Genomic DNA, 22,524 nt, shown 5'->3' on the forward strand with positions numbered 1-22,524 from the left:
CTGAAATTGACAAACCCCGACCGGAGTCGGGGCATGGAACACTTACTCATCACGGCAGAGCTGACTCATCACGGCCGGACTTATTCATCGCGGCTGAAGAGCGCCTCGATGAAGTCGTTGGCAACGAAGGGACGCAGATCGTCGATCCCCTCGCCCACCCCGATATAGCGGATCGGGATCTGGAACTTGTCGGCCACCGCAAAGATGACGCCGCCCTTGGCGGTGCCATCCAGCTTGGTGAGGGTGATACCGGTCAGGCCCACTGCCTCGCTGAACAGCTTGGCCTGGCTCAGGGCGTTCTGGCCAGTGCCGGCATCCAGCGTCAGCATGATCTCGTGGGGCGCCTCTTCATCCAGCTTCTTCATCACCCGCACCACCTTCTTGAGCTCCTCCATCAGGTTGCTCTTGTTCTGCAGGCGACCGGCGGTGTCGGCGATCAGCACGTCAGCCCCGCGGGAGCGGGCGGCCTCGATAGCGTCATAAATGACAGAAGCGGAATCGGCGCCAGTGTGCTGGGCAATCACCGGAATGTTGTTGCGCTGGCCCCAAACCTGCAGCTGTTCGACCGCAGCGGCACGGAAGGTGTCACCCGCCGCCAGCATCACGCTCTTGCCCTCGGCCTGGAACTGCTTGGCCAGCTTGCCGATGGTGGTGGTCTTGCCTACGCCGTTCACGCCGACCATCAGGATCACATAAGGCTTCTTGATGGTGTCGATCACCAGCGGCTGCTCGACCTTGGCCAGCATCTCGCCCATATCCTGTTTGAGCAAACCGTAGAGCGCCTCGGCATCCTTGAGCTGCTTGCGATCCGCGTGCTGCACCAGCCCCTCGATGATACGAGTGGTGGTATCCACACCGAGATCGGCGGTCAGCAGCTGGGTTTCCAGCTCTTCAAAGAGCTCATCGTCGATCTTCTTGCCACGGAACAGGCCGAAGAAACCGGAACCGATATTCTCCTTGGTGCGAACCAGACTGCGTTTGAGGCGAGCAAAGAAGCCCTCCCGCTGCGGTTTGTCCTGGGTGTCGTCGTCCACCTTGGCGGCCAACGGCAGGGCAGCCAGTGCGGCAGCCTCAGCCTCCATCGCGGCGACCAGGCGCATATCTTCCGCTCGCTGGGCCTCTTTGGCGATACGGGCTTCTTCCGCAGCCTGAGCTTCAGCGGCAATGCGAGCTTCTTCCGCGGCGCGAGCTTCAGCAGCAATGCGAGCTTCTTCCGCAGCACGGGCTTCGGCAGCAATACGAGCCTCTTCCGCAGCGCGAGCTTCAGCAGCAATACGAGCCTCTTCAGCCGCACGGGCTTCAGCGGCAATACGAGCCTCTTCCGCAGCACGGGCTTCGGCGGCAATACGAGCCTCCTCTGCAGCGCGAGCCTCGGCGGCAATGCGAGATTCTTCCGCGACGCGAGCCTCGGCGGCAATGCGAGATTCTTCTGCGGCGCGAGCTTCGGCGGCGATACGAGCATCTTCTGCAGCGCGAGCCTCGGCGGCGATACGAGCATCTTCTGCAGCGCGAGCCTCGGCAGCAATACGAGCCTCCTCTGCAGCGCGGGCTTCGGCAGCGATACGTGCCTCTTCCGCAGCGCGAGCTTCGGCAGCAATACGAGCCTCTTCGGCTGCCTTGACCTCAGCGGCTTGCGCTTCTGCGGCAGAGCGAGCGGCTTCAGCGGCACGCTCCTCTTCGGCGATCAGCGCTTCGTTGACGATCACCGGCTCCAAATCGGAAGCGCACTCCTCCACCACCAGTGGGCCGTGGTCGTCCAGCTCGGTCGGCAGGCAGCAATCATCTTGCAAAACGGAATTCTGTGCGCTGGCAGGCACTTCGGGGGCAACGGCCGGCGTACTATCGGAAACAGTGGTATCGGAAACGGGAGCGGGGGTAGCAGTGACCTCGGGCTCAACGGTAACGGGGGTGGCTTGGGGTGTCTGTGGTTGGACAGCCTCAGCCTCTTCTTTCTTGCGGCCGAAACCCAGCCAGGAAAACAAACCTTTTGCCATCTAAAAATACTCACATCAAAGGCTGACTGCTAAGATAGCCGTCCCTTGGCGGGTCGGCATAAAAATGAACCGCCTTATACTACCACTTTATTTTCTGACGATGAAACGCGATGCCCAGAGTGAAATCCAGCCGTAGCAACCCGAGCAAGAGTCCTGCCCCGCAAGGAAAATCGGGCTTTGTAAGAATCATCAGCGGCCAGTGGCGAGGCCGCAAATTGCCGGTCAAGGATGTGGAGGGGCTCAGACCCACCACGGATCGCGTCAAGGAAACCATCTTCAACTGGCTGGCCCCCCATATTCGCGGCACCCGCTGCCTGGATCTGTTTGCCGGCAGCGGCGGACTCGGACTGGAGGCGCTGTCGCGCTATGCCGAGCAGGTGACCCTGATCGAAATGGACAAAGGGGCCGCCGACCAGATCAAGAAGAACCTGACCGCTCTCGGCAGCAGTCAGGGTCAGGTGATCCAGTCAGATGCAGTGAGCTGGCTGCAAGGCCCGGCCACGCCGTTTGATCTGGTGTTCCTCGATCCGCCGTTTCGCCGCGAGCTGCTGCCGCAAGTGTGCGAACTGCTGGAGCAGCGCGGCTGGCTGGCAGCGGACGCCCTCATCTATCTGGAGCGGGAGAAGGAGATGGCCGATCTGGCGCTGCCCGCCAGCTGGCAACTACTCAAGGACAAACAAGCCGGTCAGGTCTGCTATCAACTCTATCTAAGGGAGGTAAACAATGAAGCGAGTCTTTAATCTGTTGGCGATGGGGCTGATATTGTTCTTCTGGTTTGGTGTGCTGATGAGCCTGATTGCCCCGCTGCCCGGCAAACTCAACGGCTTTCTGCCGGTCTGCGGCGTGATCGTCGCCCTGCTGCACTGGCTGCAGGCCAGCATGATCAAGGCAGCTTGCAAACGCTACTTCGCTGTCACCAAGGCCGAGTTTGTCACTGTGCTGATATTTGGCGTGTTTGGCATGGTCGACATTCGTCAGCGCCTGCAAGAGATCGTCAACGCCGCCCAGCGCGGCAATCTCTCGGACAAACCATAAAGAAAAGGGGACGGCGGTAGCCGTCCCCTAGAGTCGTGTCGTCCTGTCCGTAGAACTGCAATGCTCCCTGCAATCCCTGACGTTATCCTAATCCTTTGGAATATCCCCTTTCCAATCCGTTGGCGTGTCCTGCGGCGTTCCTGGCCTGGCAATTCATCCTGAACTGCTTCCCTGTCTCCATCCTGGAGGTGTCCATTACCACGTCCTGTGGGGTTCCTTGCGTCTTCCTGACAGATAACCATCCGGGTTATCTCACTTCATCCTGAAGTATTCCTCTCGCATCCGGCGAGGTCCTGTTCATCCTGAAGAACGAGGTTCCGTTCGTTCTACTCCCATCCCGAGAGTGTCCTGCCGCATCCCGCGGTGTTCCTTTATTCATCCGTAACGATAATCATCCTGATTATCGAGCTCATCCTGAGGTGTTCCTTGTCCACATCCTGCGGACTATTCCATCTTTATGCGCTGCCCTGCATCCTGCCGGACCAGCTCCGTCCTTGTGAGACCCATACTAAGGAAATGCGCCCCCCGAACAAGGGCCATCCGATGATAAAGATCCGATGCAGCTCTCATCCCAAAAAACAAACTTAAAAACTAACCCTTTAATATCAGTTATTTATTTAGTTTCACGGGAAATTTCGATCATTCTGGCATGGCTTCGCGTACGGCTCAAAGCGCCAGCCTCTTACAGTCGCTATGGCAGATCTCTTACACGGGTTTCGCCCCCCAAAAACGGGGCAGGAAAACGGTTCAATCCTGACGTTAAGACTTAAAAATTAGTTGAATAAATATGCTTAAAAAAACCGCAAAAAAAGAGCCGAGACCAGGCTCGACTCTTCAACATTCCAATTTTTTAATCAGCTCAAGCGGTTGGCCGGATTGAGATAGGCCTTGCGCAACGATTCCGGTGCCAGCACCTCCAGTTCACCGCCGATGTTGTTCAACCAGCTGCGAAACTCCGGGGTGTCCTGCACTTCGGTCTCCACCACCACGCTGCGCTTGTCATAGCGGGTCATGCGTGGATTGTTGCCGGGGATCTGGTTATCCACCAGCGACTGGCTGTTGGCATCGATCCGGCCGACGAAGCGGATCGGGCCGCTCACATCCTGATAGCCCTGATCGCGGATCAGCTTCTGGATATTGAAATCCTTCGGCTGGGTGGCGCTGAAGTTGGTCAGCTCCACGTTCTTGATATGGTCAAACGGGATGCCGTAAACCTTGGGATCCAGCTCGGATAGTGTGCAGAGCAGGATCGGCCCGTCCGGCTGATTGAGAATGCCGAGCGGGTTGATACGGTCGTAGCAGAGCCACACGGTGCGCTCTTTGATCACGCGCTGGATCTCGGCACTGAACTTGCGACCACGCCAGAGCGCATCGCGGATCAGGGTGCTGCGACGGATCTCCGGGTTGCCGGCAAACGGGCGCGGTGACTGGTGGACACTCTCCAGCCAGCGTTCGGCCAGTTCACTCTGGCTGTCGCGGATCACCTGGCTCGCCTTGTCGACCAGCGGATTCAATTCAGTCAGTACACTCGCCGGCAACAGTTGGCTCGCCTGATCACTCCAGGTTTTCAGGGCCACCGCCAGCGAGAGCGGCATGATATTGGCAAAGTCGTTGAGGCCGTGGCGCTCGAAGCACCAGCCATGGGGTTTGCTGCGCTCGTCCGAGGTGAGGTCGAACAGTCCCATGCCGGACATCTCCTCCAGGTCCCGTTGCACGGTACGCAGACTGACATGGATGCCTTCCTCTTCCAGTTTTACCTGAAGTTGGCTGGCGGTCAGCTTGTAAGGGCGGTGCGGGATGCAACGCGCCAAGGTCAGTTGTCGTAACAGCTTCTTACTCATGGTGCATGCCTTCACTGGTTTAGCGTTGACTGTATGCTAGTCGCAACTTGCGACAGTCTATGTCGTAAGTTTTGTAGCGACAACTGTCGCCATTTTCATACAAAACTACACATGCATTTGATTTTTAAGAAAAAATATGAATAAAAACGGCTAACTTGACGTTTTCAGACAAGCTAAGCGCATCGAAGAAAACTAAATGGAGAGGCAGGCTAACATAGAGGGGCTTAGGATTTTTCTGAATCTTTTCTTTTGAGATAGCCGGAGGGAGGCAATCCTCCCTCCCAGCCAAATCACATCAGCCACGACCAGGCTGACTTGGTGATGGCCGCACCGACCATGTACCCAAATACCGCCAGTGCCGCCACACCGGCCACCAGCTTCTGACCGCGGGCCGGCCGCTTGAGCGCCATGACACCCAGACCGATATAGAGAACCAGTGCAATCAGCTTGGCCATCAGCCAGGGTTGTTGACCTGGGCTCAACTGCAAGGCCACCGCCAGCAACACACCAAACAGCAGCAGGAAGGTGTCGTTGATATGCGGCAGGATCTTCAGCCACTTCTGCTGCAACCGATCGCTGCCGGCCAGCGCCAGACTCCAGCGATAGATAAAGAGCAGCAGACTGACCAGCGCCAGCGTCATATGCAGGTGTTTGAACATGGGGTAATAGGCAATCATTTTGCTTCCTTGTCGTTGGGTAGCCCGCTATTCCAGTTGTGGGCATGGATACGCTCCTGCCCCTCCTCGTCGTCTTGCAACAGATCGGAGAGGATCTCCCGGTATTGCAGGCTCTTGTTGATATAAGTGTGTTCGTCATCCAGATAGTTGACCTGCTCGCGCAACAGCCAGTTATCGTGCTGCTTGAAGGTCTGCCCCGCCCGCCAGGCCTGGTTGGCCCTAAACCCAAGCTGGGTCAGGGCTTCCACCCCCAGATCGACCGCAGAGCCCAGGGTTTCCCGGTGAACGCTCTCGACCCCGTGGCGCAGGATCTCGTGGGCATGGGGTCGATCCAGCGCTCGCGCCAGGATCTTCAGGTGCGGGAAGTGCTTCTGCACCATCTCGATCACCGCCAGCGAGGTAGCCGGATCGTTGATGGAGAGCACCAGCAGCTTCGCCTTGTGCGCCCCTGCGGCATGGAGCAGATCGATCCGGCTGGCATCGCCATAGAAGACCTGATAGCCATACTTGCGCAGGGTCTCTATCTGGCTGGCATCCTGCTCGAGGATGGTGGTACCGATGCCGTGACCGTGCAGCAGACGCCCCACGATCTGACCGAAGCGGCCGAAGCCCGCGATGATCACCGGATGCTCCACCAGCTCAGGTTGCTCATGCTGCGGCGCATCGCTCTGGTTACGGTAATCGAACCAGGGCTGGATCACCCGATCATTGAGGATCAGCAGCAGTGGGGTGAGCGCCATCGAGAGCGCTACCACCAGCGTCAGCAGGGAGATGGTCTCACCGGGCAGCACCCTGTTTTGCGCGGCAAACGAAAAGAGCACGAAGGCAAACTCACCGCCCTGGGCGAGCGCCAGCGCGAAGGTCCAGCGCTGGCTCGGCGAGATGCGGATGATGAAGCCGAGCGCCATCAGCACCAGCCATTTGAGCACCATCAGGCCAACCACCAGAGTGGGTATCAGGAAGGGGTGCTCGGCAAACAGCCCGAAGTCGATCCCCGCCCCCACCGACATAAAGAACAGGCCGAGCAGCAAGCCCTTGAACGGCTCAATGTCTGCCTCCAGCTCATGACGATATTCGCTGTCGGCCAGCACCACACCGGCGAGGAAGGAGCCAAGTGCAGGCGAAAGCCCCACCGACTCCATCAGCACAGCGATAGCGATCACCAGCAGCAGGGCGGCGGCGACGAAGATCTCCCGCATATGGGACTGGGCGATGGCACGAAACACCGGCCGCATCAGATAGTGGCCACCCAGCACGATGCCGGAGATGGCCGCGACCACCAGCAGACCATGCTGCCAACCCGCCAGCTCGGAGCCACCATTGCTAGCGACCGGCGCCATGGCCAGCAGCGGCAGGATCGCCAGGATCGGAATGACCGCAATATCCTGAAACAGCAGCACCGCAAAGGCGGAGCGACCGCTCTCGCTCTGCATCAGCTTGCGCTCCTGCAGGCTCTGCAACACGATGGCGGTGGAGGAGAGCGCCAGAATGAGGCCGATGGCCAGCCCCTGTTGCAGCGGCAGACCAATCAGGTGCGCCACGCCGGTCAGTGCCGCCGTGGTGAGCAGCACCTGCAGGCCGCCGGTGCCGAGGATCGGCCCCTTCAACTGCCACAAGAGGGCCGGACGCAATTCAAGACCGACCAGAAACAGCATCAGCACCACGCCAAACTCGGCGAAGTGCATCACATCCTTCTGCTCCCCCACCAACCCCAGCAGAAAGGGGCCTATGATGATCCCCGCCAGCAGGTAGCCAAGCACCGAACCGAGCCCCCAGCGCTTGGCCAGCGGCACCGCGATGACGGCGGCAGAGAGATAGATAAAGGCATCAAACAGGATCCCGTGGCCCATCAGTCAGCCCTCCGTGTGAACATCAGATCCGGCTCATAAGCTCGGCCAACAAGCTGTCCGTGTTTCATCAGAGCACCTCCAGCAAGTCGCGCAGATAAGGGCGCCCGGCCAGTTGCTCTGGAGTCAGCTGATCGTCACGCAAGGCGCAAAGCAGCTGGCGGTAATCCTGTCCACAGCGGCGCAGGGCGGCGGGATCCTTGATCTTGTGAAAGGAGTGGAGCACGAAGGGGGGCAGCCAGTTCATGCCGCACAAGGTGGCAGCCTGCTGAAATGGCAGCAGAAAATCGAGCAGCGGTCGGCTGTTGTAACCCTCGCTGCAGTAGGACTCCGGCGCCCCGCCGGTAGTAATGGCGCTCAGCCACTGCTTGCCCTTGAGGGCGTGGGCCTCGGGGCCATAGGCATAGCCATACTCCAGCACCAGATCCATCCACTCTTTCATGATGGCCGGGCAGGAGTACCAGTAAAACGGGTGCTGAAAGACGATGATGTCGTGCTCACAGAGCAGCGCCTGCTCCCGCTTCACATCGATAAACATGTCGGGATAGTGCTGATAGAGGTCGTGAACCGTGACCCCCTCCAGCCCCTCAATCGCCTGCAACAGCTGCTTGTTGGCCCGCGAGCTCTGCAGCGCGGGATGGGAAAAAATAACCAGAATGCGTTTCATGACCACATCACCCGAACAAAGCCTTGCGGTGCAAGGCGAGGTAAACAGAAAAGGGGAGTCTGGGGAGCTGCATCGTAAAGGTGCACAGGAGAGCGACCTTATCAGGAAGCGCCATAGCCTGCCAACTCGGGGATCAGCTCCCGCAGCGCCGGATTGAGGGTCTGGTGGGCGGGATAGCAGAGCCCAATCCGGCGAAACATCCGCGGCCCGCTCACCGGCAGGGTACAGAGCCCCGCCTCATCCTCCACCAGCCCGTCCGGCAGAAAACTGATGCCGACCCCTGCCAGCACCAGCGCCATCACCAGCCCCTTGCTCTCGGCCTTGGCCACCAGATTGAGGGTAAGGCGGTCACAGGCCAGCAGGCCGATAGTCTGCTGATGGGCTTCGCAGGGCGGGCACTCAATAAAATCATAATGTTGCAGCTCGGCGAGCTCGATCCTTTCGCGACTGGCAAGGGGATGGTCGACCGGCACGCAGAGCACGTAATCCTCCTCCCACAGCGGCAGAAAGATCTCGTCCTCCCGGCGCAAGGCATCCAGCGTCAAGCGGCAGTCGGCGGGCGTAGTGTAGTCGGAGAGGGTGAGATCCAGCTGCGGCAACACGCCCTGCACTTGCTGCAACAGCCCGGCCACCCGACGGCGACTCAAGTCCGGCATGATAGCGATATTGAGCCTCGCACGCGTCGCCTTCTGGCGAAACAGCTCCGGCAGACGGCGCGCCTCCTCCACCAGCTTGACTGCGTGAGGATAGAGATAGTGGGCCGGATCTTTCGCCACCACCCCTTTCTTGCCCCGGACAAACAGGCTGTCACCGAGCGCCTCTTCCAGCTGGCGCAGTCCCGCCGAGAGGGAGGGCTGGCTGACGTGGCAGCGCTCGGCCGCCGCCGTGATGTTCTTCTCTTCATAGATGGCGATGAAGAAACGCAGCAATCTCAAGTCCAGCATAAACCAACCATAGTTTTTTCAGATGATAACCAGCGGAAAACAATATTTATCACTTATAGATGCAGTGACTATAGTGATTGGGTTCCGTGCTGGCCAGCCACCTGTTTGCTCAAACCGACTCTTGAATCAGAAGGAAAGACCCATGTCCAAATCTCTCGTCGTGATCACCGGCGCCTCCGCCGGGATCGGTGCCGCCATCGCCCGTGCCTTCTCTGCCGCCGGTCATCCGCTGCTACTGCTGGCCCGCCGGGTCGAGCCGATGCAGGCACTCGGTCTGCCGAATACCCTCTGCATCGGGGTCGATGTGACCGACACCGCCGCCATGAAGGCCGCCGTCCAGCAGGCAGAAGCCAAATTTGGCCCGGTCGGCTGCATGGTCAACAACGCCGGCGTCATGCTGCTGGGTCAGGCCGATGTGCAGGATCCCGCCGAGTGGCAGCAGATGCTCAACATCAACGTGATGGGGGTGCTGAACGGCGTCCACGCAGTGCTGGCAGGCATGAAGGAGCGCCGCAGCGGCACCATTATCAACATCAGCTCCATCGCCGGTCGCAAGACCTTCCCGAACCATGCTGCCTACTGCGCCACCAAGTTCGCCGTGCACGCCCTGACCGAGAACATCCGGGAAGAGGTGGCCGATGTCGGCGTGCGGATGGTGACCATCGCCCCGGGTGCGGTCGAAACCGAGCTGCTCAGCCACACCACTGACGAGAGCATCAAGGCCGGTTACCACGACTGGAAAGATCAGATGGGCGGCGTCATTGCACCGGAAGTGATCGCCGATGCCGTGCTCTACGCCTGGAACCAGCCTGCCAACGTCTGCGTGCGCGAGATCGTGCTGGCGGCGACCCGTCAGCAACCTTAATCCTGGCTGACTGACTCTATGGGGAGGGCTTGACCCTCCCCCGGGGCACAGGGTTACCATGTGCCCCTTGTTATTTTCGAGTCATTCCATGGTTCTCACCCGTCGCCAACTCGCTCACGCCCGTCGCTGGCTCCCCTTGTGGAGTCTGGTGCTGGTGTTGATGTCGTTTGGCAGTCGGGCCGCAACCGACCTCTGTACCCTGACCACCCACTGCAGCCAGAGCGAGCGAACCCTGGAAAAAGCAATGCCCTGCGGCAGCTTTACCACCGCCCTCTCGATGACGCTGGTAGGCAGCGACAGCCTGACGGTAGCCGTGCTGGAACCGGATACCCCCGACTTCGCCTCCCCCTCTCTCTTTATGCCGGACGCTCCGTGCGAGCGGCTCGAACGTCCCCCACGCCCCCAGATCTGAAACGCATCCCGTATCGGGCATCTTTTCTTTCAATCTGAGGTGAGTGATGTACAAACCCCTGTTACTGGCCATGCTGGCCGGTACCGTCAGCTTTTCGGCCCTCGCGGCCGAGAAGATGACCGTCTACAAATCCAAATATTGTGGCTGCTGCCAAAGCTGGAACGAGCACATGGAGCAGAATGGCTTCGAACTGGAGGTCATCGAAACCGAGCAGCTTGGCGCAGTGAAGCAGCAATACGGAATCGCGCCGGAACTGGCTTCTTGCCATACCGGTATCGTAAATGGCTATGTGATCGAGGGGCATGTACCGGCCGCCGATGTACAGAAGCTGCTCAGGGAAAAACCGGCGATCCGTGGCCTGACCATTCCGGGCATGCCCCAGAGTGCGCCGGGCATGGATATTCCGGGCCATCCCTATGAGGTACTGAGTATCAGCAACGAGGGCGCGACCAACCGCTGGTCGAGCTACCCCGGCTGACGAAAACTGGCCATGAGAGGGCACTCCCATATCATGTGAGGCACACCTGAGCGGACTCTTGCCGCTCATGGCCAGAAAGAGGGCCGCTATCGCGAGATAGCGGCTTTTTTTGATTACATTTCCTGCAATAACAAGGGATTGCTTGCAACCACCGGCAACAAGGGGCAGATTTAACGCCAATTCATGGAGCCGATGCTCAGGTCTACCAACCCTTTCCAGCGCCAAGGATGCGACATGTTTACCTTTTCCCGAGGAGTTCTGCTGCTAGCCTTTCTGACAGTTCTCCCCCCCACTTATGCCAATGAAGAGCCCGCCATGCTGACAAGCGAACATCCAATCCAGCCGCCCGTGGCCGCCAAACATCCCCGCACTCTGAAAAAACACGGGGATACCCGCATCGACAACTACTACTGGCTGCGTGACGACGAGCGGCAGAAGCCCGAGGTGTTGGACTATCTCAAGGCCGAGAACGCCTATACCGAGGCCATGCTCAAGCCGACCCAACCCCTGCGCGAACAGCTTTACAAAGAGATGGTTGCCCGCATCCCCCAGCAGGATGAGTCGGTGCCCTATGTGAAAAATGGCTACCGCTACCAGACCCGCTATGAGCCGGGCAAGGAGTACGGGATCTACTCGCGCACCAAGCTCGGTGAAGAGCAGGCGAGCCTGCTGCTCGACAGCAACCTGCGGGCTGAAGGGCACGAGTTCTATGCCCTCGGCGCCCTTGAGGTGAGCCGCAACAACCGCTGGCTGGCGGTGGCGGAAGATTTCCTCTCCCGCCGTCAGTACCAGATCCAGTTCCTCGATCTGGAGAGCGGCCAGTGGGCCACCGACAAACTGGAAAATACCTCCGGCAATCTGGTGTGGGCCAACGACAACAAGACCGTCTTCTATGTGCGCAAGCACCCGCAGACCCTGCTGCCCTATCAGGTCTATCGCCACACGCTCGGGACGGATCCGGCCACGGACAAGCTGGTCTACGAGGAGAAGGATGACTCCTTCTACATCAGCCTCTACGCCACCACCTCGGAAGATTTCATCGTCATCGCCCTCTCCAGCACCACCACAGGCGAAGCACGGCTGATCGATGCCAACCAGCCGGAGCACGCCCCCCGCCTGTTCCTGCCCCGTCAGGTGGATCACGAATACAGCCTGGATCACTACCGCGGCCGCTTCTATGTGCGCTCCAACAAGGACGGCAAGAACTTCGGCCTCTACGAGACCAAAGAGAGCCCGGTCGATCGCTGGAAGGCGGTGATCGCCCCCAATCCGGACGTGCTGCTGGAGAGCTACGCCCTGTTCAAGGATTGGCTGGTACTGGAAGAGCGCAACAAGGGGCTGACCCGACTGCGCCAGATCAACTGGCAGAGCAGTGAAGAGAAGGAGATCGCCTTCGACGATCCCGCCTATGTCACCTGGCTCGCCTACAACCCGGAGCCGGATACCAGCGCCCTGCGCTATGGCTACTCCTCCATGACCACCCCCGCCTCCACCTATGAGCTGGACATGGCGAGCGGCAAGCGCATCCTGCTCAAGCAGCAACCGGTGGCCGGCTTCAAGGCCGACCAGTACGCCAGCGAGCGGCTCTGGGTGACCGCCCGCGACGGCGTATCGGTGCCGGTGTCGCTGGTCTATCGCAAGGACAAGTTCAAGAAAGAGCAGGCTGATGCGCCCAAGAATCCGCTGCTGGTCTATGGCTATGGATCCTACGGCGCCAGCATGGATCCCGACTTCAGCAGCTCGCGCCTGAGCCTGCTGGACAGAGGCTTCGTCTACGCCATCGCCCATATCCGGGGTGGTGAAGAGCTGGGCCGTCACTGGTACGAAGATGGCAAGTTGCTGAAAAAGCAGAACACCTTCAATGACTTCATCGATGTCACCAAGGCGCTGGTGGAGCAAGGCTACGGTGCCAGGGATCAGGTCTACGCCATGGGCGGCAGCGCCGGCGGCCTGCTGATGGGGGCAGTCATCAATCAGGCGCCCGAACTCTATCGCGGCGTGGTGGCGCAGGTGCCGTTCGTCGATGTGGTCACCACCATGCTGGACGAGTCGATCCCCCTCACCACCGGGGAGTATGACGAGTGGGGTAACCCGAACCAGAAGCGCTACTACGACTACATGAAGAGCTACAGCCCCTACGATCAGGTCAAGGCACAAGCCTATCCCAACCTGCTGGTCACCACCGGACTGCACGACTCTCAAGTGCAGTATTGGGAGCCCGCCAAGTGGGTCGCCAAGCTGCGCGAGCTGAAGACGGATGATAACAAGTTGTTACTGAACACCGACATGGACGCCGGCCACGGTGGCAAGTCGGGCCGCTTCAAAGCCTACGAAGATATCGCGCTGGAGTATGCCTTTATCCTGGATCTGGCCACCCCGGCCAACTGATCCATTATGACCCCGGCCCTTGTCACACAAGGGCCGCATAAGAATCCCCTCCTAGTTTTTCCCTCTTCCATTTCCCTTCATATCAAATTAATCTTCGGCTAGAAAATGAATGATCAAGGTCATGTTTCTCAAGATTAAACTCCGTGATTTTGCCATTTCGTTTGATTTATGTTGGGTGAATGTGCTTAATCGGAGTGCTTGCAACTTTTTATTTGGCCCCTCAGGGGCCAATTTATCTTCGACCGACAGGAGGTCGGTAGCCTCACCACAGGATGAGGGTGACTGCCGGAAAGGGGGGAATCAACTCCCCCGCTTTCGCGCAACGAGAAGAGCAGGCAAGCCCGGCGCAGAACGGGATTGCCATCAATTTATCCGGGGATCGGATAAACAAAATCAAAGAAAAGGGAGAAAAAATGAAAGGATTAACTTTGGCATGCGCCCTGTCGGCGGCTCTGGTCGGTGTCTCATTCGGTGGTCCGGTACAAGCGCAGGAGCGCTTCGTGACCATAGGCACCGGCGGTCAGACCGGCGTCTACTATGTCGCTGGCCAGTCCATCTGCCGCTTCCTCAATCGCGGCGCCGCCGATCACCAGATCAAGTGCAACGCCCCGGCCAGTGGCGGCGGTGTTGCCAACGTCAACGGCATCCGCAGCGGTGAATTCAACTTCGGCATCATGCAATCCGACCACCAGTTCAAGGCGATGAAAGGGCTGCCACCGTTCCAGGCCGAAGGGGCCATGGACGATATGCGCGCCGTCTTCTCCCTGCAGAGCGAGGTGTTCACCATCCTGGCTCGCCGCGATGCCAAGATCGCCAGCTTCGACGATCTGAAGGGCAAGCGCGTCAACATCGGCAACCCGGGCTCCGGCCAGCGTGACACCATGGAAGAGATCATGGCGGTCAAAGGCTGGAAAAAGGGTGACTTCGGTCTGGTCTCCGAGCTGAAACCGGCCGAACAGGCCTCCGCCCTCGGTGACAACAACATCGATGCCATGAGCTACTTCGTCGGTCACCCGAACGGCGCCATTCAGGAAGCCTCCACCACCACAGATGCAGTACTGGTACCTGTGACCGGCGCCGACATCGACAAGCTGCTGGCCGAGAAGAGCTACTACAGCAAGGCCGAGATCCCGGGCGGCATCTACAAGGGCAGCGATAAACCGACCCCCTCCATCGGTGGCAAAGCGGTGCTCTCCACCAGCGCCAAAACCGATCCGGAAGTGGTCTATCAGCTGGTCAAGTCGGTGTTCGACAACCTGGATCGCTTCAAGCGCCTGCACCCTGCCTTTGCCGACCTGAAAGAGGCCGACATGATCAAGGTGGGTCTCTCTGCACCGCTGCATGAAGGGGCTGCCCGCTACTACAAAGAGCGCGGCTGGCTCTGATTGAAGGCCCCGGGGCCTTTGTCACTCTCTTCGACACCCGTCTGCCGCCTGATTGCGGGGGCGGGTGTCGCTCTTGTTGTACTCGTTGGCACAAGTTAACCCTATGCAAGATAAACAACTCTCTACCGAGGAACTGATCGCCCAGGATGTGGGCGCTCGCCTGCCGCTTGGCATCATGGGCTGGCTCATCACCGCACTGGCGCTGGCCTGGTCGCTGTTCCAGCTCTGGATCGCCTCGCCACTCCCCTTCATGGTGGGGTTTGGCGTACTCAATGACACCGAAACCCGCTCCATTCACCTCACCTTTGCCCTGTTGCTCGCTTTTCTGGTGTTCCCGGCATTTCGCTCCTCGCCGCGGGATCGGGTTCCCCTCGGCGATATCGCCCTCGGTCTGATCGCTGCTGGCGCCGCGTCTTACCTGTTCGTGATGTATGAAGCGCTGGCACTGCGTCCCGGCACCCTCACCACCGCCGATCTGGTGACCGCCTGCATCGGCATTCCGCTGCTGCTGGAAGCGGCGCGCCGCGCCCTGGGGCCGGCACTCGCGGTCATCGCCATCGTCTTTCTGATCTACAGCCTGGCGGGCCCCTGGATGCCGGGACTGCTGGCACATCGCGGGGTAGGCTTTACCGCGCTGGCCAACCACCAGTGGATCACCACCGAAGGGGTGTTCGGCATTGCCCTTGGCGTCTCCACCAGCTTCGTGTTCCTGTTCGTGCTGTTTGGCGCCCTGCTGGAGCGTGCCGGTGCCGGTCACTACTTTATCCAGCTCGCCTTCAGCCTGCTCGGTCACCTGCGCGGCGGCCCGGCCAAGGCAGCAGTGGTCGCCTCCGGCCTGACCGGTCTGATTTCCGGCTCGTCGATTGCCAACGTGGTGACCACCGGCACCTTCACCATCCCGATGATGAAGAAGGTGGGCTTCAGTTCAGAGAAAGCGGGGGCGGTGGAAGTGGCCTCCTCGGTCAACGGCCAGATCATGCCACCTGTGATGGGGGCTGCGGCTTTCCTGATGGTCGAATACGTGGGCATCCCCTATGTGGAGATCATCAAGCACGCCTTCCTGCCTGCCACCATCTCCTACATAGCGCTGCTCTACATCGTCCATCTGGAGGCGCTGAAACTGGGCATGCAGCCCATCGGCAACCATCAACCCAAACCCTGGCTGCGTCGCCTGACCGGTTTTGCCTTTGGCGCGGCCCTCATCAGCGGCCTGTCACTGGCGGTCTACTATGGCCTCGGCTGGCTCAAACCTGCACTGGGTGACTACGCCCTGCCGGGGATCTCGGTACTGCTGGCTGCCACCTATGTGGCCCTGTTGAAGATCGCCGCCAGCAATGAACCGCTGCCTGCCGAAGATCCCGACAAGCCGCTCACCGAATTGCCCAACACCCGCGCCGTGCTGCTCTCCGGCCTGCACTTCCTGCTGCCGGTGGTGGTACTGGTGTGGTGCCTGATGGTGGAACGCCTCTCGCCGGGGCTGTCGGCCTTCTGGGGGACCGTGATGCTGGTGATCATCCTGCTGACCCAGCGCCCGCTGCTCAACTGGCTGCGCAAGGACGGCAAGCACGACTACGGCACCGTCGCTGACGGCGTGGTGGATCTGCGGGAAGGGCTGGTCGCCGGTGCCCGCAACATGATCGGTATCGGCATTGCCACCGCCACCGCGGGGATTATCGTGGGTGCGGTCTCCCAGACCGGGGTCGGTCTGGTGCTGGCGGATCTGGTGGAGTTCCTCTCCATGGGCAACCTGCTGCTGATGCTGCTGCTAACCGCTCTGCTGAGCCTGATCCTTGGCATGGGGCTGCCGACCACTGCCAACTACATAGTGGTCTCCAGCCTGCTGGCACCAGTGGTGGTGACGCTGGGGCAGCAAAACGGGCTGATCGTGCCGCTGATCGCGGTGCACCTGTTCGTCTTCTACTTCGGCATCATGGCGGATGTGACGCCGCCGGTGGGGCTGGCTTCCTTCGCGGCTGCCGCTGTCTCCAAGGGCGATCCCATCAAGACCGGGATCACGGCGTTTTACTACAGCCTGCGTACCGCGGCGCTGCCGTTCCTGTTTATCTTCAACACCGATCTGCTGCTGATCGACGTGGACTTCGCCCACGGGGTGCTGATCTTCATCGTGGCGACCATCGCCATGCTGATCTTCGCCGCCGCCACCCAGGGCTGGTTCCTGGTGAAGAGCCGCTGGTACGAGAGCGTGCTGCTGTTGCTGGTCGCCTTTACCCTGTTCCGCCCGGGTTTCTGGATGGACATGGTGCACGACCCCTATCGCGAGACCCCGCCTGCCCAGCTGGCCCAAACCATGGGTGAAGTGGAGGCGGAGAGCACCCTGCGGCTGCGGATCCTCGGTGAAGATGCCGTGGGCAAGCCACGCAAGTTCACCCTGCTGGTCGCCGTACCGGATGGGGCAAATGGCGAGGAGCGGCTGGCCAATCTGGGGCTGAGCCTCTATGAGCAGGATGGCAAGACGCTGATCGACAACGTCGCCTTTGGCAGCCCGGCCGCCACCATGGGGCTGGAGTTCGATCAGGAGATCCTCACCGTCAAGGCGCCCACCGATCGCTGGCGCAAGGAGTGGATGTGGATCCCGGGCTTCCTGCTGTTCGGGGTGATCGTCTGGCTGCAGCGTCGCCGCAGCGTCAAGGCCGGTTAATCCGCCAGGCAAATAAGACAGAGGGCCGCGATTGCGGCCCTCTTTTTATGGATATCGATCTCGCTGCAGCGGCGATCAGTGACCCGCCAGCTTCATATTCTCTACCAGCACCGAGCCGGTCTTGAGACTGGAGCGCTCATCCTCGTCACTACCCACCGCCACGATATGACTGAACATCTCGGCCAGATTGCCGGCGATGGTGATCTCCTCGACCGGATAGGCTATTTCGCCATTCTCGACCCAGAAACCGGCAGCGCCGCGGGAGTAGTCGCCATTGACGATATTGACCCCCTGCCCCATCAGCTCGGTCACCAGCAGACCGGTACCCATCTCTTTCAGCATGCCCTGAAAATCCTGGCCGGTATTGGAGACCTGCCAGTTGTGGATGCCACCGGCATGACCCGTAGTGGTCAGCCCCAGCTTGCGCGCAGAGTAGGAGGTAAGCAGCCAGCTCATCAGCTCGCCGTTACGGATGATATCCATGTCGCGGGTACGCACCCCTTCGCCATCGAACGGGGTACTGGCGAGCCCGCCCAGCAGGTGGGGGAACTCCTGAATGGTGAGCCACTCTGGCAGGATCTGCTTGCCCAATTTGTCGAGCAGGAAGCTCGACTTGCGATAGAGGTTGCCACCGCTGATGGCCATCACCAGATGGCCCCACAGGCCGGAGGCAGTATCGGGGTGGAACAGCACAGGGGCATGGCGGGTAGAAATCTTGCGGGCGCCGAGACGGGAGACGGTACGCTCCACCGCCTCGTCGGCGATGCGCTGCGCGCTCCAGAGCCCGTCGAGGGAACGGCTGGAGGAGTAGCCGTAATCCCGCTGCATGTCGCCATCCTGCTCGCCGATCAGCACGCAGCTCAGGGAGTTACGCGACGCCGCGTAGCCTTTGACGAAGCCGTGGCTGTTGCCATAGACCTTGATGCCAAGATGGCTGGAGAAACCGGCACCGTCGGAGTGCTTGATACGGACATCGCGACCCAGAGCGAGTCGTTCGCACTCGATGGCCAGATCGATGCCGCGCTGGGGATCCAGCTCGATTTGGTGACACAGTTGCAGGTCGGGGGCATCCCAGGCCAGCAGCTCGGCGTCCGCCAGACCGGCGCAATCATCCGCCGAGGTGTGGCGGGCAATCTCGATGGCCGCTTCAACGGCGGCACGAATGGCGGGTTTGCTCAGATCGGTGGTCGAGGAAGATCCCTTGCAACCATCGCGATAGACGGCGATGCCGAGGGCGCCATCCTTATTGAATTCAATGCTTTCCAGTTCACAACCCCGGGTGTTCACCGACAACCCGGTCTGCTTGCTGATGGAGACTTCGGCCAGCGAGGCGCCCAGTCCTTTGGCTATCTCCAGGGCTTCGGCAACCACGGCCTCGAGATGGGCTTGATCCTGGCGGATTTGGTCTTGCTGATCCATAACTCACATCTGTATGAAAGAAGGAAAGGGGGGGTAAGCATATCAGACCCCTGCGCCCAGCGGGAGAAGCTGGTAACATATCCACCAAACGTGAATGACAGGAATCAAGAGACCGATGAGTCAATATCAAGACGACAACGAGTTCGAAGACTGGGGCCCCAGCAAGAGCCAGCTCAAGCGCGATGCCGAAGCATTGCAGAAAATGGGGGAAGAGATCGTCTCCCTCAGCCACAGCGAGCTGGAAAAAATCCCGTTGGATGAAGAGCTTGCAGAAGCTGTCGAGCTGGGTCGCAAACTCAAGCCGAAGAAGGATGAGTCCTTCCGTCGCCATCTGCAGTTCATCGGCCGCCTGATGCGCAGCCGCGATATCGAGCCGATTGCCGAAGCGCTCTCCATCATCAAGAACCGTCACTCCACCGTGAATGCACGCCTGCATCGCCTGGAGCAGTGGCGCGAGCGCCTGATCACCGAAGGTGACAGCGCCCTCAACGAGCTGATGTCCCAGTTCCACGAGCTGGATCGCCAGAAGCTGCGCCAGCTGATCCGCTCCGCCAACAAGGAGCGGGAGCTGAACAAGCCGCCGGTCGCCTACCGCGAGATGTACCAGTATCTGCGCGGCGAGATCGAAGGCCTGCTGTGACCCCCGAAACACGCCTCCCCTTGCGGAGGCGTGTTTATCTTGATGCCTTTTCCCCTACCCCCTCCCTGTGCGTTTAATATATCCACCACTCTGGTGTTCCTGGCATACATCCCTATCCGTTTTTCCCAGTAAAATCGCCACTAAAGAACCATTCAAAACTATTGCATTAACAATTTTGCATCATTTTGTTTGACATATTGAACAGCCTTGGCAGACTGGGGAGAGGATCCAGGCTGTCGCTGCCGAGGCTGACCGACGATTCGATTCTGCCACCCGGTAAGACGCGGGATCCCATGACCATACCTTGAGGCATGCCCTTGCCCAGCCGATGTGCAAGGGTCTGCCCAAGGTGCAGGATGAGACTTCAACGCCAGGGATAATCAGGGTGTTCTATGCCAAATTCCATACTCGTCACCAACCGTAAACCCGTCGTGCTGATGACCATGGGGGCCCAGCCCCGCAACGGCCACGCCTATCAGGTAATGACCCACAAATACATCATGCCGCTGGTCGAGATCAGCGGCTGTGTCCCGCTGCTGGTGCCCACCTGCTGTGGCACCGCCGATCTGGAGCAGTATCTGGATCTGGCTGACGGCATCTATCTGAGCGGCGCCGGCTCCAACATCGATCCGGCGCTTTACGGACAGGAGAACCTCACCCCGGAGAAACAGCAGGACAGGGATCGCGACCTGTTCGATCTGCCCCTCATTAAGGGAGCCCTCGCCCGTGGCATGCCGATCCTCGGGATCTGTCGCGGCATGCAGGAGATCAACGTGGCACTGGGCGGAGATATCCACCAGAAGGTCTATACCGAACCGGGTTATGACGATCATCGGGAAGATGCCGACGATCCGGTCGACGAACAGTATGGGCCAAGCCATCAGATTGAGCTGCTGCCGGGCAGCTGGTTTGCCGAACTGATGGGGGCTGAACAGATACCGGTCAACTCCCTGCATGGACAGGGGCTAAACCGTCTTGGTGATGGCCTAGAGCCGCTGGCCCATGCCGAAGATGGACTGGTCGAGGCCATCCATGCCCCTACCCTCTCCCCTTTCCTGCTGGCAGTACAGTGGCACCCGGAGTGGAAAGCCAGCGAGAATCCTCACTCCATCAAGATCTTCCAGGCCTTTGGTGACGCCTGCCGACGCCGTCAGAGAGATAATCGTTAACGCTTATTCACCAAATCCTCGCGCCTTGAGCTTGGGCAATCCGCCCCGCTCGGGGCGCAGGGTACGGCAAATATCCATCCCCTTGAGCCCACGCTGGATATGATCAGGCGAATGGCCAAACACCATGCCGTTGCTGCGGTAGAGGTTGTTGTCATCCAGCTCGAACTTCTCGCCGCCGATCAGCAACTGCTCGCGGCCATTGACCGTATCACCCCGTTTGATGGGCACCTTCATATCGCTCAGCACCTCGCCGGTGGCACACCCCTCGCGCCAGCGCGCCTCGCTGGAGAAGGGGGTAATAGCTATTTCACGCCAGGAGCCATCCCGGAATTCGACCCGATACTTCTCGACCAGCAGATCGCAGCCAGCCAGTGGCAACAGGGCCATCAAACAGATGATTTTCTTTGAAAATTTCACTCAATCGCACTCCTTTGCCCGGTTCTGCACAGGATAAATAAATTGCTGCCCCAACGCACCATTTCCCCGTGCCGGAACGGCTATGCTGGAAATAAAACCATCACAAGGGGCCGTCATGTTCAGCGACAACCTCACTGCGCTACCCACACTGATATGGATCCGCGAACACCCGTTCTGGACCCTGCTCACACTCTCTCTGATGCTGCTCCACTTCTGGCGCCGCCCCGGGCAACGACGGGAGCTGCTCTCCGAGCTCAGCTTCGTGATGATAAGCACTGTCGTGATCCTGCTGATCCAGTTGGAAGGGGGCTGGTTCAAACTGCCGCTGCCCCATCAATTGCTGATCGAGATCTCCACCCTGCTGGCGGGCCTGATATTGGTAAAAGTGTGGGGGATACTGCTGTTCGAATTTCTTCTGCCCCTCTGCCAGATCCGCATCCCGCGGATCATCGCCGACATCGTCATCACCATCGGCTATATCGGCTGGGGTCTGTTTCGCCTCTACGCCTCCGGCATGGCGCTCGGGGAGATAGTCACCACCTCGGCGGTGATCACCGCGGTCATCGCCTTCGCCATGCAGGATACTTTGGGCAATCTGCTGGCCGGGGTCTCCATTCAGCTCGACAACTCCATCGCCATCGGGGACTGGCTGCAAGTGGACACCACCCAGGGCCGGGTAGTGGAGATCAACTGGCGTGCCACCACCATCGAGACCCGCAACTGGGAAACTGTGGTCATCCCCAACAGTCATCTGCTCAAACAGCGCTTCACCGTGCTCGGGCGTCGCCGTGGCGAGCCGCTGCAGTGGCGACGCTGGGTCTGGTTCGATCTGACCCTGGATACCCTGCCGACCCAGATCATCGCCCTGATCGAGAAATCCCTGCGAGAGACCAAGCTCCCCTGCGTCGCCAAGCATCCGCAACCGGATTGCCTGCTGATGAATGTCGAGGGGGGGATTGCCCGTTATGCGGTGCGCTACTGGCTGACCGATCTGGCTCGCGACGATCCGACCGACTCCATGGTACGCAGCCTGATCGATGCCGCCCTGCGTCGCAACGATCGCCGTCTTACCCCACCGATCTTCAATGTCTTTATGGCCAAGGAGAAGCAGCACCTGGATGCCCGCCACAAGCGCCACACCGCCGAACGAACCGATACCCTGCGCAAGCTGCCGCTGTTTGCCATGTTGCAGGAGGATGAGCTGATCAGACTGGCGGACCAGGTGAAGTTTGCCCCCTTTGTCAGCGGTGACATCATGCTGGAGCAGGGTGAGGTCTCCAGCTGGCTGTTCGTACTGGTCAAAGGTGAAGCCGAGATGCTGATTAATCTGGAAGGGAAAGAGTTGAAACTGGGCACTCTCGGCGCAGGTGACTTCTTCGGGGAACTGAGCCTGCTCACCGGCGAACCCAGTACCTTCACCGTGCGGGCGGTGGCCACCGTCGAAACCTATCGCATCAATCAGAGCATGTTCCAGGAGCTGGTCGCCCAGCGCGAGTCACTGGTCGAGCCCCTCTATCGAGTACTGAGTGACCGTCAGCAGGAGCAACAGGCACTGCTGGAACGAGAGGCAGAGTCAATGAAACGGCCACCACAACAGCTTGATCTGCTTGATAAACTGATGAAGCTGTTCGGGGGCAGATGACGTAGCATGGCATCTTGTTGAGGACGTGAAGAGAGAACAGCAGCC

19 protein-coding genes are annotated in these 22,524 nt (G+C 59.8%); 11 read left to right on the forward strand and 8 right to left on the reverse strand.

All coding sequences use genetic code 11. From position 1 onward, the window contains the following. Positions 1-80 precede the first annotated feature (80 nt). A complete protein-coding gene (gene ftsY / locus G5179_RS02625; protein WP_421257820.1) occupies positions 81-1,994 on the reverse strand; it encodes a signal recognition particle-docking protein FtsY in 1,914 nt (637 codons plus the stop codon). Positions 1,995-2,104: 110 nt separating this feature from the next. Here ftsY and rsmD point away from each other — a divergent pair, with 110 nt between their 5' ends. Then, positions 2,105-2,734 (forward strand): 16S rRNA (guanine(966)-N(2))-methyltransferase RsmD, encoded by a 630-nt coding sequence (rsmD, locus tag G5179_RS02630; protein WP_124930360.1) that lies wholly within the window; start codon positions 2,105-2,107, stop codon positions 2,732-2,734. Further along, positions 2,718-3,029 (forward strand): DUF1145 domain-containing protein, encoded by a 312-nt coding sequence (locus G5179_RS02635; protein WP_042052536.1) that lies wholly within the window; start codon positions 2,718-2,720, stop codon positions 3,027-3,029. The genes rsmD and G5179_RS02635 overlap by 17 nt, the downstream gene beginning before the upstream one ends. An 854-nt stretch (positions 3,030-3,883) precedes the next feature. Here the strand turns inward: G5179_RS02635 and G5179_RS02640 are convergent. The 5 genes from G5179_RS02640 to G5179_RS02660 form a co-directional block, all read right to left on the reverse strand. Continuing rightward, positions 3,884-4,870: a helix-turn-helix transcriptional regulator gene (locus G5179_RS02640; RefSeq protein ID WP_005339987.1), complete on the reverse strand. Its 987-nt coding sequence runs from the start codon at positions 4,868-4,870 to the stop codon at positions 3,884-3,886. A gap of 290 nt (positions 4,871-5,160) precedes the next feature. After that, positions 5,161-5,547 (reverse strand): SirB2 family protein, encoded by a 387-nt coding sequence (locus G5179_RS02645; protein WP_042081419.1) that lies wholly within the window; start codon positions 5,545-5,547, stop codon positions 5,161-5,163. Continuing rightward, positions 5,544-7,397 (reverse strand): monovalent cation:proton antiporter-2 (CPA2) family protein, encoded by a 1,854-nt coding sequence (locus G5179_RS02650; protein WP_421257821.1) that lies wholly within the window; start codon positions 7,395-7,397, stop codon positions 5,544-5,546. The genes G5179_RS02645 and G5179_RS02650 overlap by 4 nt, the downstream gene beginning before the upstream one ends. A 67-nt stretch (positions 7,398-7,464) precedes the next feature. Further along, positions 7,465-8,061, reverse strand: coding sequence for an NAD(P)H-dependent oxidoreductase (locus tag G5179_RS02655; RefSeq protein ID WP_005339958.1), 597 nt, complete (start codon positions 8,059-8,061; stop codon positions 7,465-7,467). Between the two features lie 101 nt (positions 8,062-8,162). Further along, positions 8,163-9,005, reverse strand: a complete 843-nt coding sequence (locus tag G5179_RS02660; RefSeq protein WP_005342847.1) for a LysR family transcriptional regulator — start codon at positions 9,003-9,005, stop codon at positions 8,163-8,165. Positions 9,006-9,147: 142 nt separating this feature from the next. Between G5179_RS02660 and G5179_RS02665 the strand changes: the two genes are divergently transcribed. From G5179_RS02665 to G5179_RS02690, 6 genes are all read left to right on the forward strand, one after another. Then, positions 9,148-9,870, forward strand: a complete 723-nt coding sequence (locus G5179_RS02665; RefSeq protein ID WP_181294842.1) for an SDR family oxidoreductase — start codon at positions 9,148-9,150, stop codon at positions 9,868-9,870. Positions 9,871-9,958: 88 nt separating this feature from the next. Beyond that, positions 9,959-10,282 carry a hypothetical protein gene (locus tag G5179_RS02670; protein WP_021231559.1) on the forward strand — a complete coding sequence of 108 codons (324 nt, stop codon included), beginning with the start codon at positions 9,959-9,961 and terminating at the stop codon, positions 10,280-10,282. A 46-nt stretch (positions 10,283-10,328) separates the two neighbouring features. Further along, positions 10,329-10,760, forward strand: a complete 432-nt coding sequence (locus G5179_RS02675) for a DUF411 domain-containing protein (RefSeq protein ID WP_005339953.1) — start codon at positions 10,329-10,331, stop codon at positions 10,758-10,760. Positions 10,761-10,994: 234 nt separating this feature from the next. Beyond that, positions 10,995-13,148, forward strand: a complete 2,154-nt coding sequence (locus G5179_RS02680; RefSeq protein WP_227341535.1) for a S9 family peptidase — start codon at positions 10,995-10,997, stop codon at positions 13,146-13,148. Between the two features lie 413 nt (positions 13,149-13,561). Continuing rightward, positions 13,562-14,533, forward strand: coding sequence for a TAXI family TRAP transporter solute-binding subunit (locus G5179_RS02685; protein WP_005339950.1), 972 nt, complete (start codon positions 13,562-13,564; stop codon positions 14,531-14,533). Positions 14,534-14,636: 103 nt separating this feature from the next. Then, positions 14,637-17,192 (forward strand): TRAP transporter permease, encoded by a 2,556-nt coding sequence (locus G5179_RS02690; protein ID WP_227341536.1) that lies wholly within the window; start codon positions 14,637-14,639, stop codon positions 17,190-17,192. A 75-nt stretch (positions 17,193-17,267) separates the two neighbouring features. Here the strand turns inward: G5179_RS02690 and pmbA are convergent, their stop codons facing one another. Further along, a complete protein-coding gene (pmbA, locus tag G5179_RS02695) occupies positions 17,268-18,611 on the reverse strand; it encodes a metalloprotease PmbA (RefSeq protein ID WP_421257822.1) in 1,344 nt (447 codons plus the stop codon). 115 nt (positions 18,612-18,726) lie between these two features. Here pmbA and yjgA point away from each other — a divergent pair, with 115 nt between their 5' ends. Together yjgA and G5179_RS02705 are read left to right on the forward strand one after the other, a co-directional pair. Next, positions 18,727-19,251: a ribosome biogenesis factor YjgA gene (gene yjgA / locus G5179_RS02700; RefSeq protein ID WP_421257823.1), complete on the forward strand. Its 525-nt coding sequence runs from the start codon at positions 18,727-18,729 to the stop codon at positions 19,249-19,251. A gap of 392 nt (positions 19,252-19,643) precedes the next feature. Beyond that, positions 19,644-20,420: a gamma-glutamyl-gamma-aminobutyrate hydrolase family protein gene (locus tag G5179_RS02705; RefSeq protein WP_216952729.1), complete on the forward strand. Its 777-nt coding sequence runs from the start codon at positions 19,644-19,646 to the stop codon at positions 20,418-20,420. A 3-nt stretch (positions 20,421-20,423) separates the two neighbouring features. Here G5179_RS02705 and G5179_RS02710 read toward each other — a convergent pair whose 3' ends face one another. Next, positions 20,424-20,807, reverse strand: coding sequence for a hypothetical protein (locus G5179_RS02710; RefSeq protein ID WP_227343122.1), 384 nt, complete (start codon positions 20,805-20,807; stop codon positions 20,424-20,426). Positions 20,808-20,952: 145 nt separating this feature from the next. On the opposite strand from G5179_RS02710, the gene G5179_RS02715 reads away from it, so the two are divergent. After that, positions 20,953-22,479: a mechanosensitive ion channel domain-containing protein gene (locus tag G5179_RS02715; protein WP_416034968.1), complete on the forward strand. Its 1,527-nt coding sequence runs from the start codon at positions 20,953-20,955 to the stop codon at positions 22,477-22,479. The last annotated feature ends 45 nt before the right edge of the window (positions 22,480-22,524 follow it).

Origin of the sequence: Aeromonas sp. 600886 (assembly GCF_049174935.1) — a bacterium.
Lineage (GTDB): Bacteria > Pseudomonadota > Gammaproteobacteria > Enterobacterales > Aeromonadaceae > Aeromonas > Aeromonas veronii_A.

Excerpts from the sequence above, each read along its gene's own strand:
- ftsY (WP_421257820.1), bottom strand. The coding sequence starts at position 1,994 with ATGGCAAAAGGTTTGTTTTCCTGGCTGGGTTTCGGCCGCAAGAAAGAA.
- rsmD (WP_124930360.1), top strand. The coding sequence starts at position 2,105 with ATGCCCAGAGTGAAATCCAGCCGTAGCAACCCGAGCAAGAGTCCTGCC.
- G5179_RS02635 (WP_042052536.1), top strand. The coding sequence starts at position 2,718 with ATGAAGCGAGTCTTTAATCTGTTGGCGATGGGGCTGATATTGTTCTTC.
- G5179_RS02640 (WP_005339987.1), bottom strand. The coding sequence starts at position 4,870 with ATGAGTAAGAAGCTGTTACGACAACTGACCTTGGCGCGTTGCATCCCG.
- G5179_RS02645 (WP_042081419.1), bottom strand. The coding sequence starts at position 5,547 with ATGATTGCCTATTACCCCATGTTCAAACACCTGCATATGACGCTGGCG.
- G5179_RS02650 (WP_421257821.1), bottom strand. The coding sequence starts at position 7,397 with ATGGGCCACGGGATCCTGTTTGATGCCTTTATCTATCTCTCTGCCGCC.
- G5179_RS02655 (WP_005339958.1), bottom strand. The coding sequence starts at position 8,061 with ATGAAACGCATTCTGGTTATTTTTTCCCATCCCGCGCTGCAGAGCTCG.
- G5179_RS02660 (WP_005342847.1), bottom strand. The coding sequence starts at position 9,005 with ATGCTGGACTTGAGATTGCTGCGTTTCTTCATCGCCATCTATGAAGAG.
- G5179_RS02665 (WP_181294842.1), top strand. The coding sequence starts at position 9,148 with ATGTCCAAATCTCTCGTCGTGATCACCGGCGCCTCCGCCGGGATCGGT.
- G5179_RS02670 (WP_021231559.1), top strand. The coding sequence starts at position 9,959 with ATGGTTCTCACCCGTCGCCAACTCGCTCACGCCCGTCGCTGGCTCCCC.
- G5179_RS02675 (WP_005339953.1), top strand. The coding sequence starts at position 10,329 with ATGTACAAACCCCTGTTACTGGCCATGCTGGCCGGTACCGTCAGCTTT.
- G5179_RS02680 (WP_227341535.1), top strand. The coding sequence starts at position 10,995 with ATGTTTACCTTTTCCCGAGGAGTTCTGCTGCTAGCCTTTCTGACAGTT.
- G5179_RS02685 (WP_005339950.1), top strand. The coding sequence starts at position 13,562 with ATGAAAGGATTAACTTTGGCATGCGCCCTGTCGGCGGCTCTGGTCGGT.
- G5179_RS02690 (WP_227341536.1), top strand. The coding sequence starts at position 14,637 with ATGCAAGATAAACAACTCTCTACCGAGGAACTGATCGCCCAGGATGTG.
- pmbA (WP_421257822.1), bottom strand. The coding sequence starts at position 18,611 with ATGGATCAGCAAGACCAAATCCGCCAGGATCAAGCCCATCTCGAGGCC.
- yjgA (WP_421257823.1), top strand. The coding sequence starts at position 18,727 with ATGAGTCAATATCAAGACGACAACGAGTTCGAAGACTGGGGCCCCAGC.
- G5179_RS02705 (WP_216952729.1), top strand. The coding sequence starts at position 19,644 with ATGCCAAATTCCATACTCGTCACCAACCGTAAACCCGTCGTGCTGATG.
- G5179_RS02710 (WP_227343122.1), bottom strand. The coding sequence starts at position 20,807 with ATGGCCCTGTTGCCACTGGCTGGCTGCGATCTGCTGGTCGAGAAGTAT.
- G5179_RS02715 (WP_416034968.1), top strand. The coding sequence starts at position 20,953 with ATGTTCAGCGACAACCTCACTGCGCTACCCACACTGATATGGATCCGC.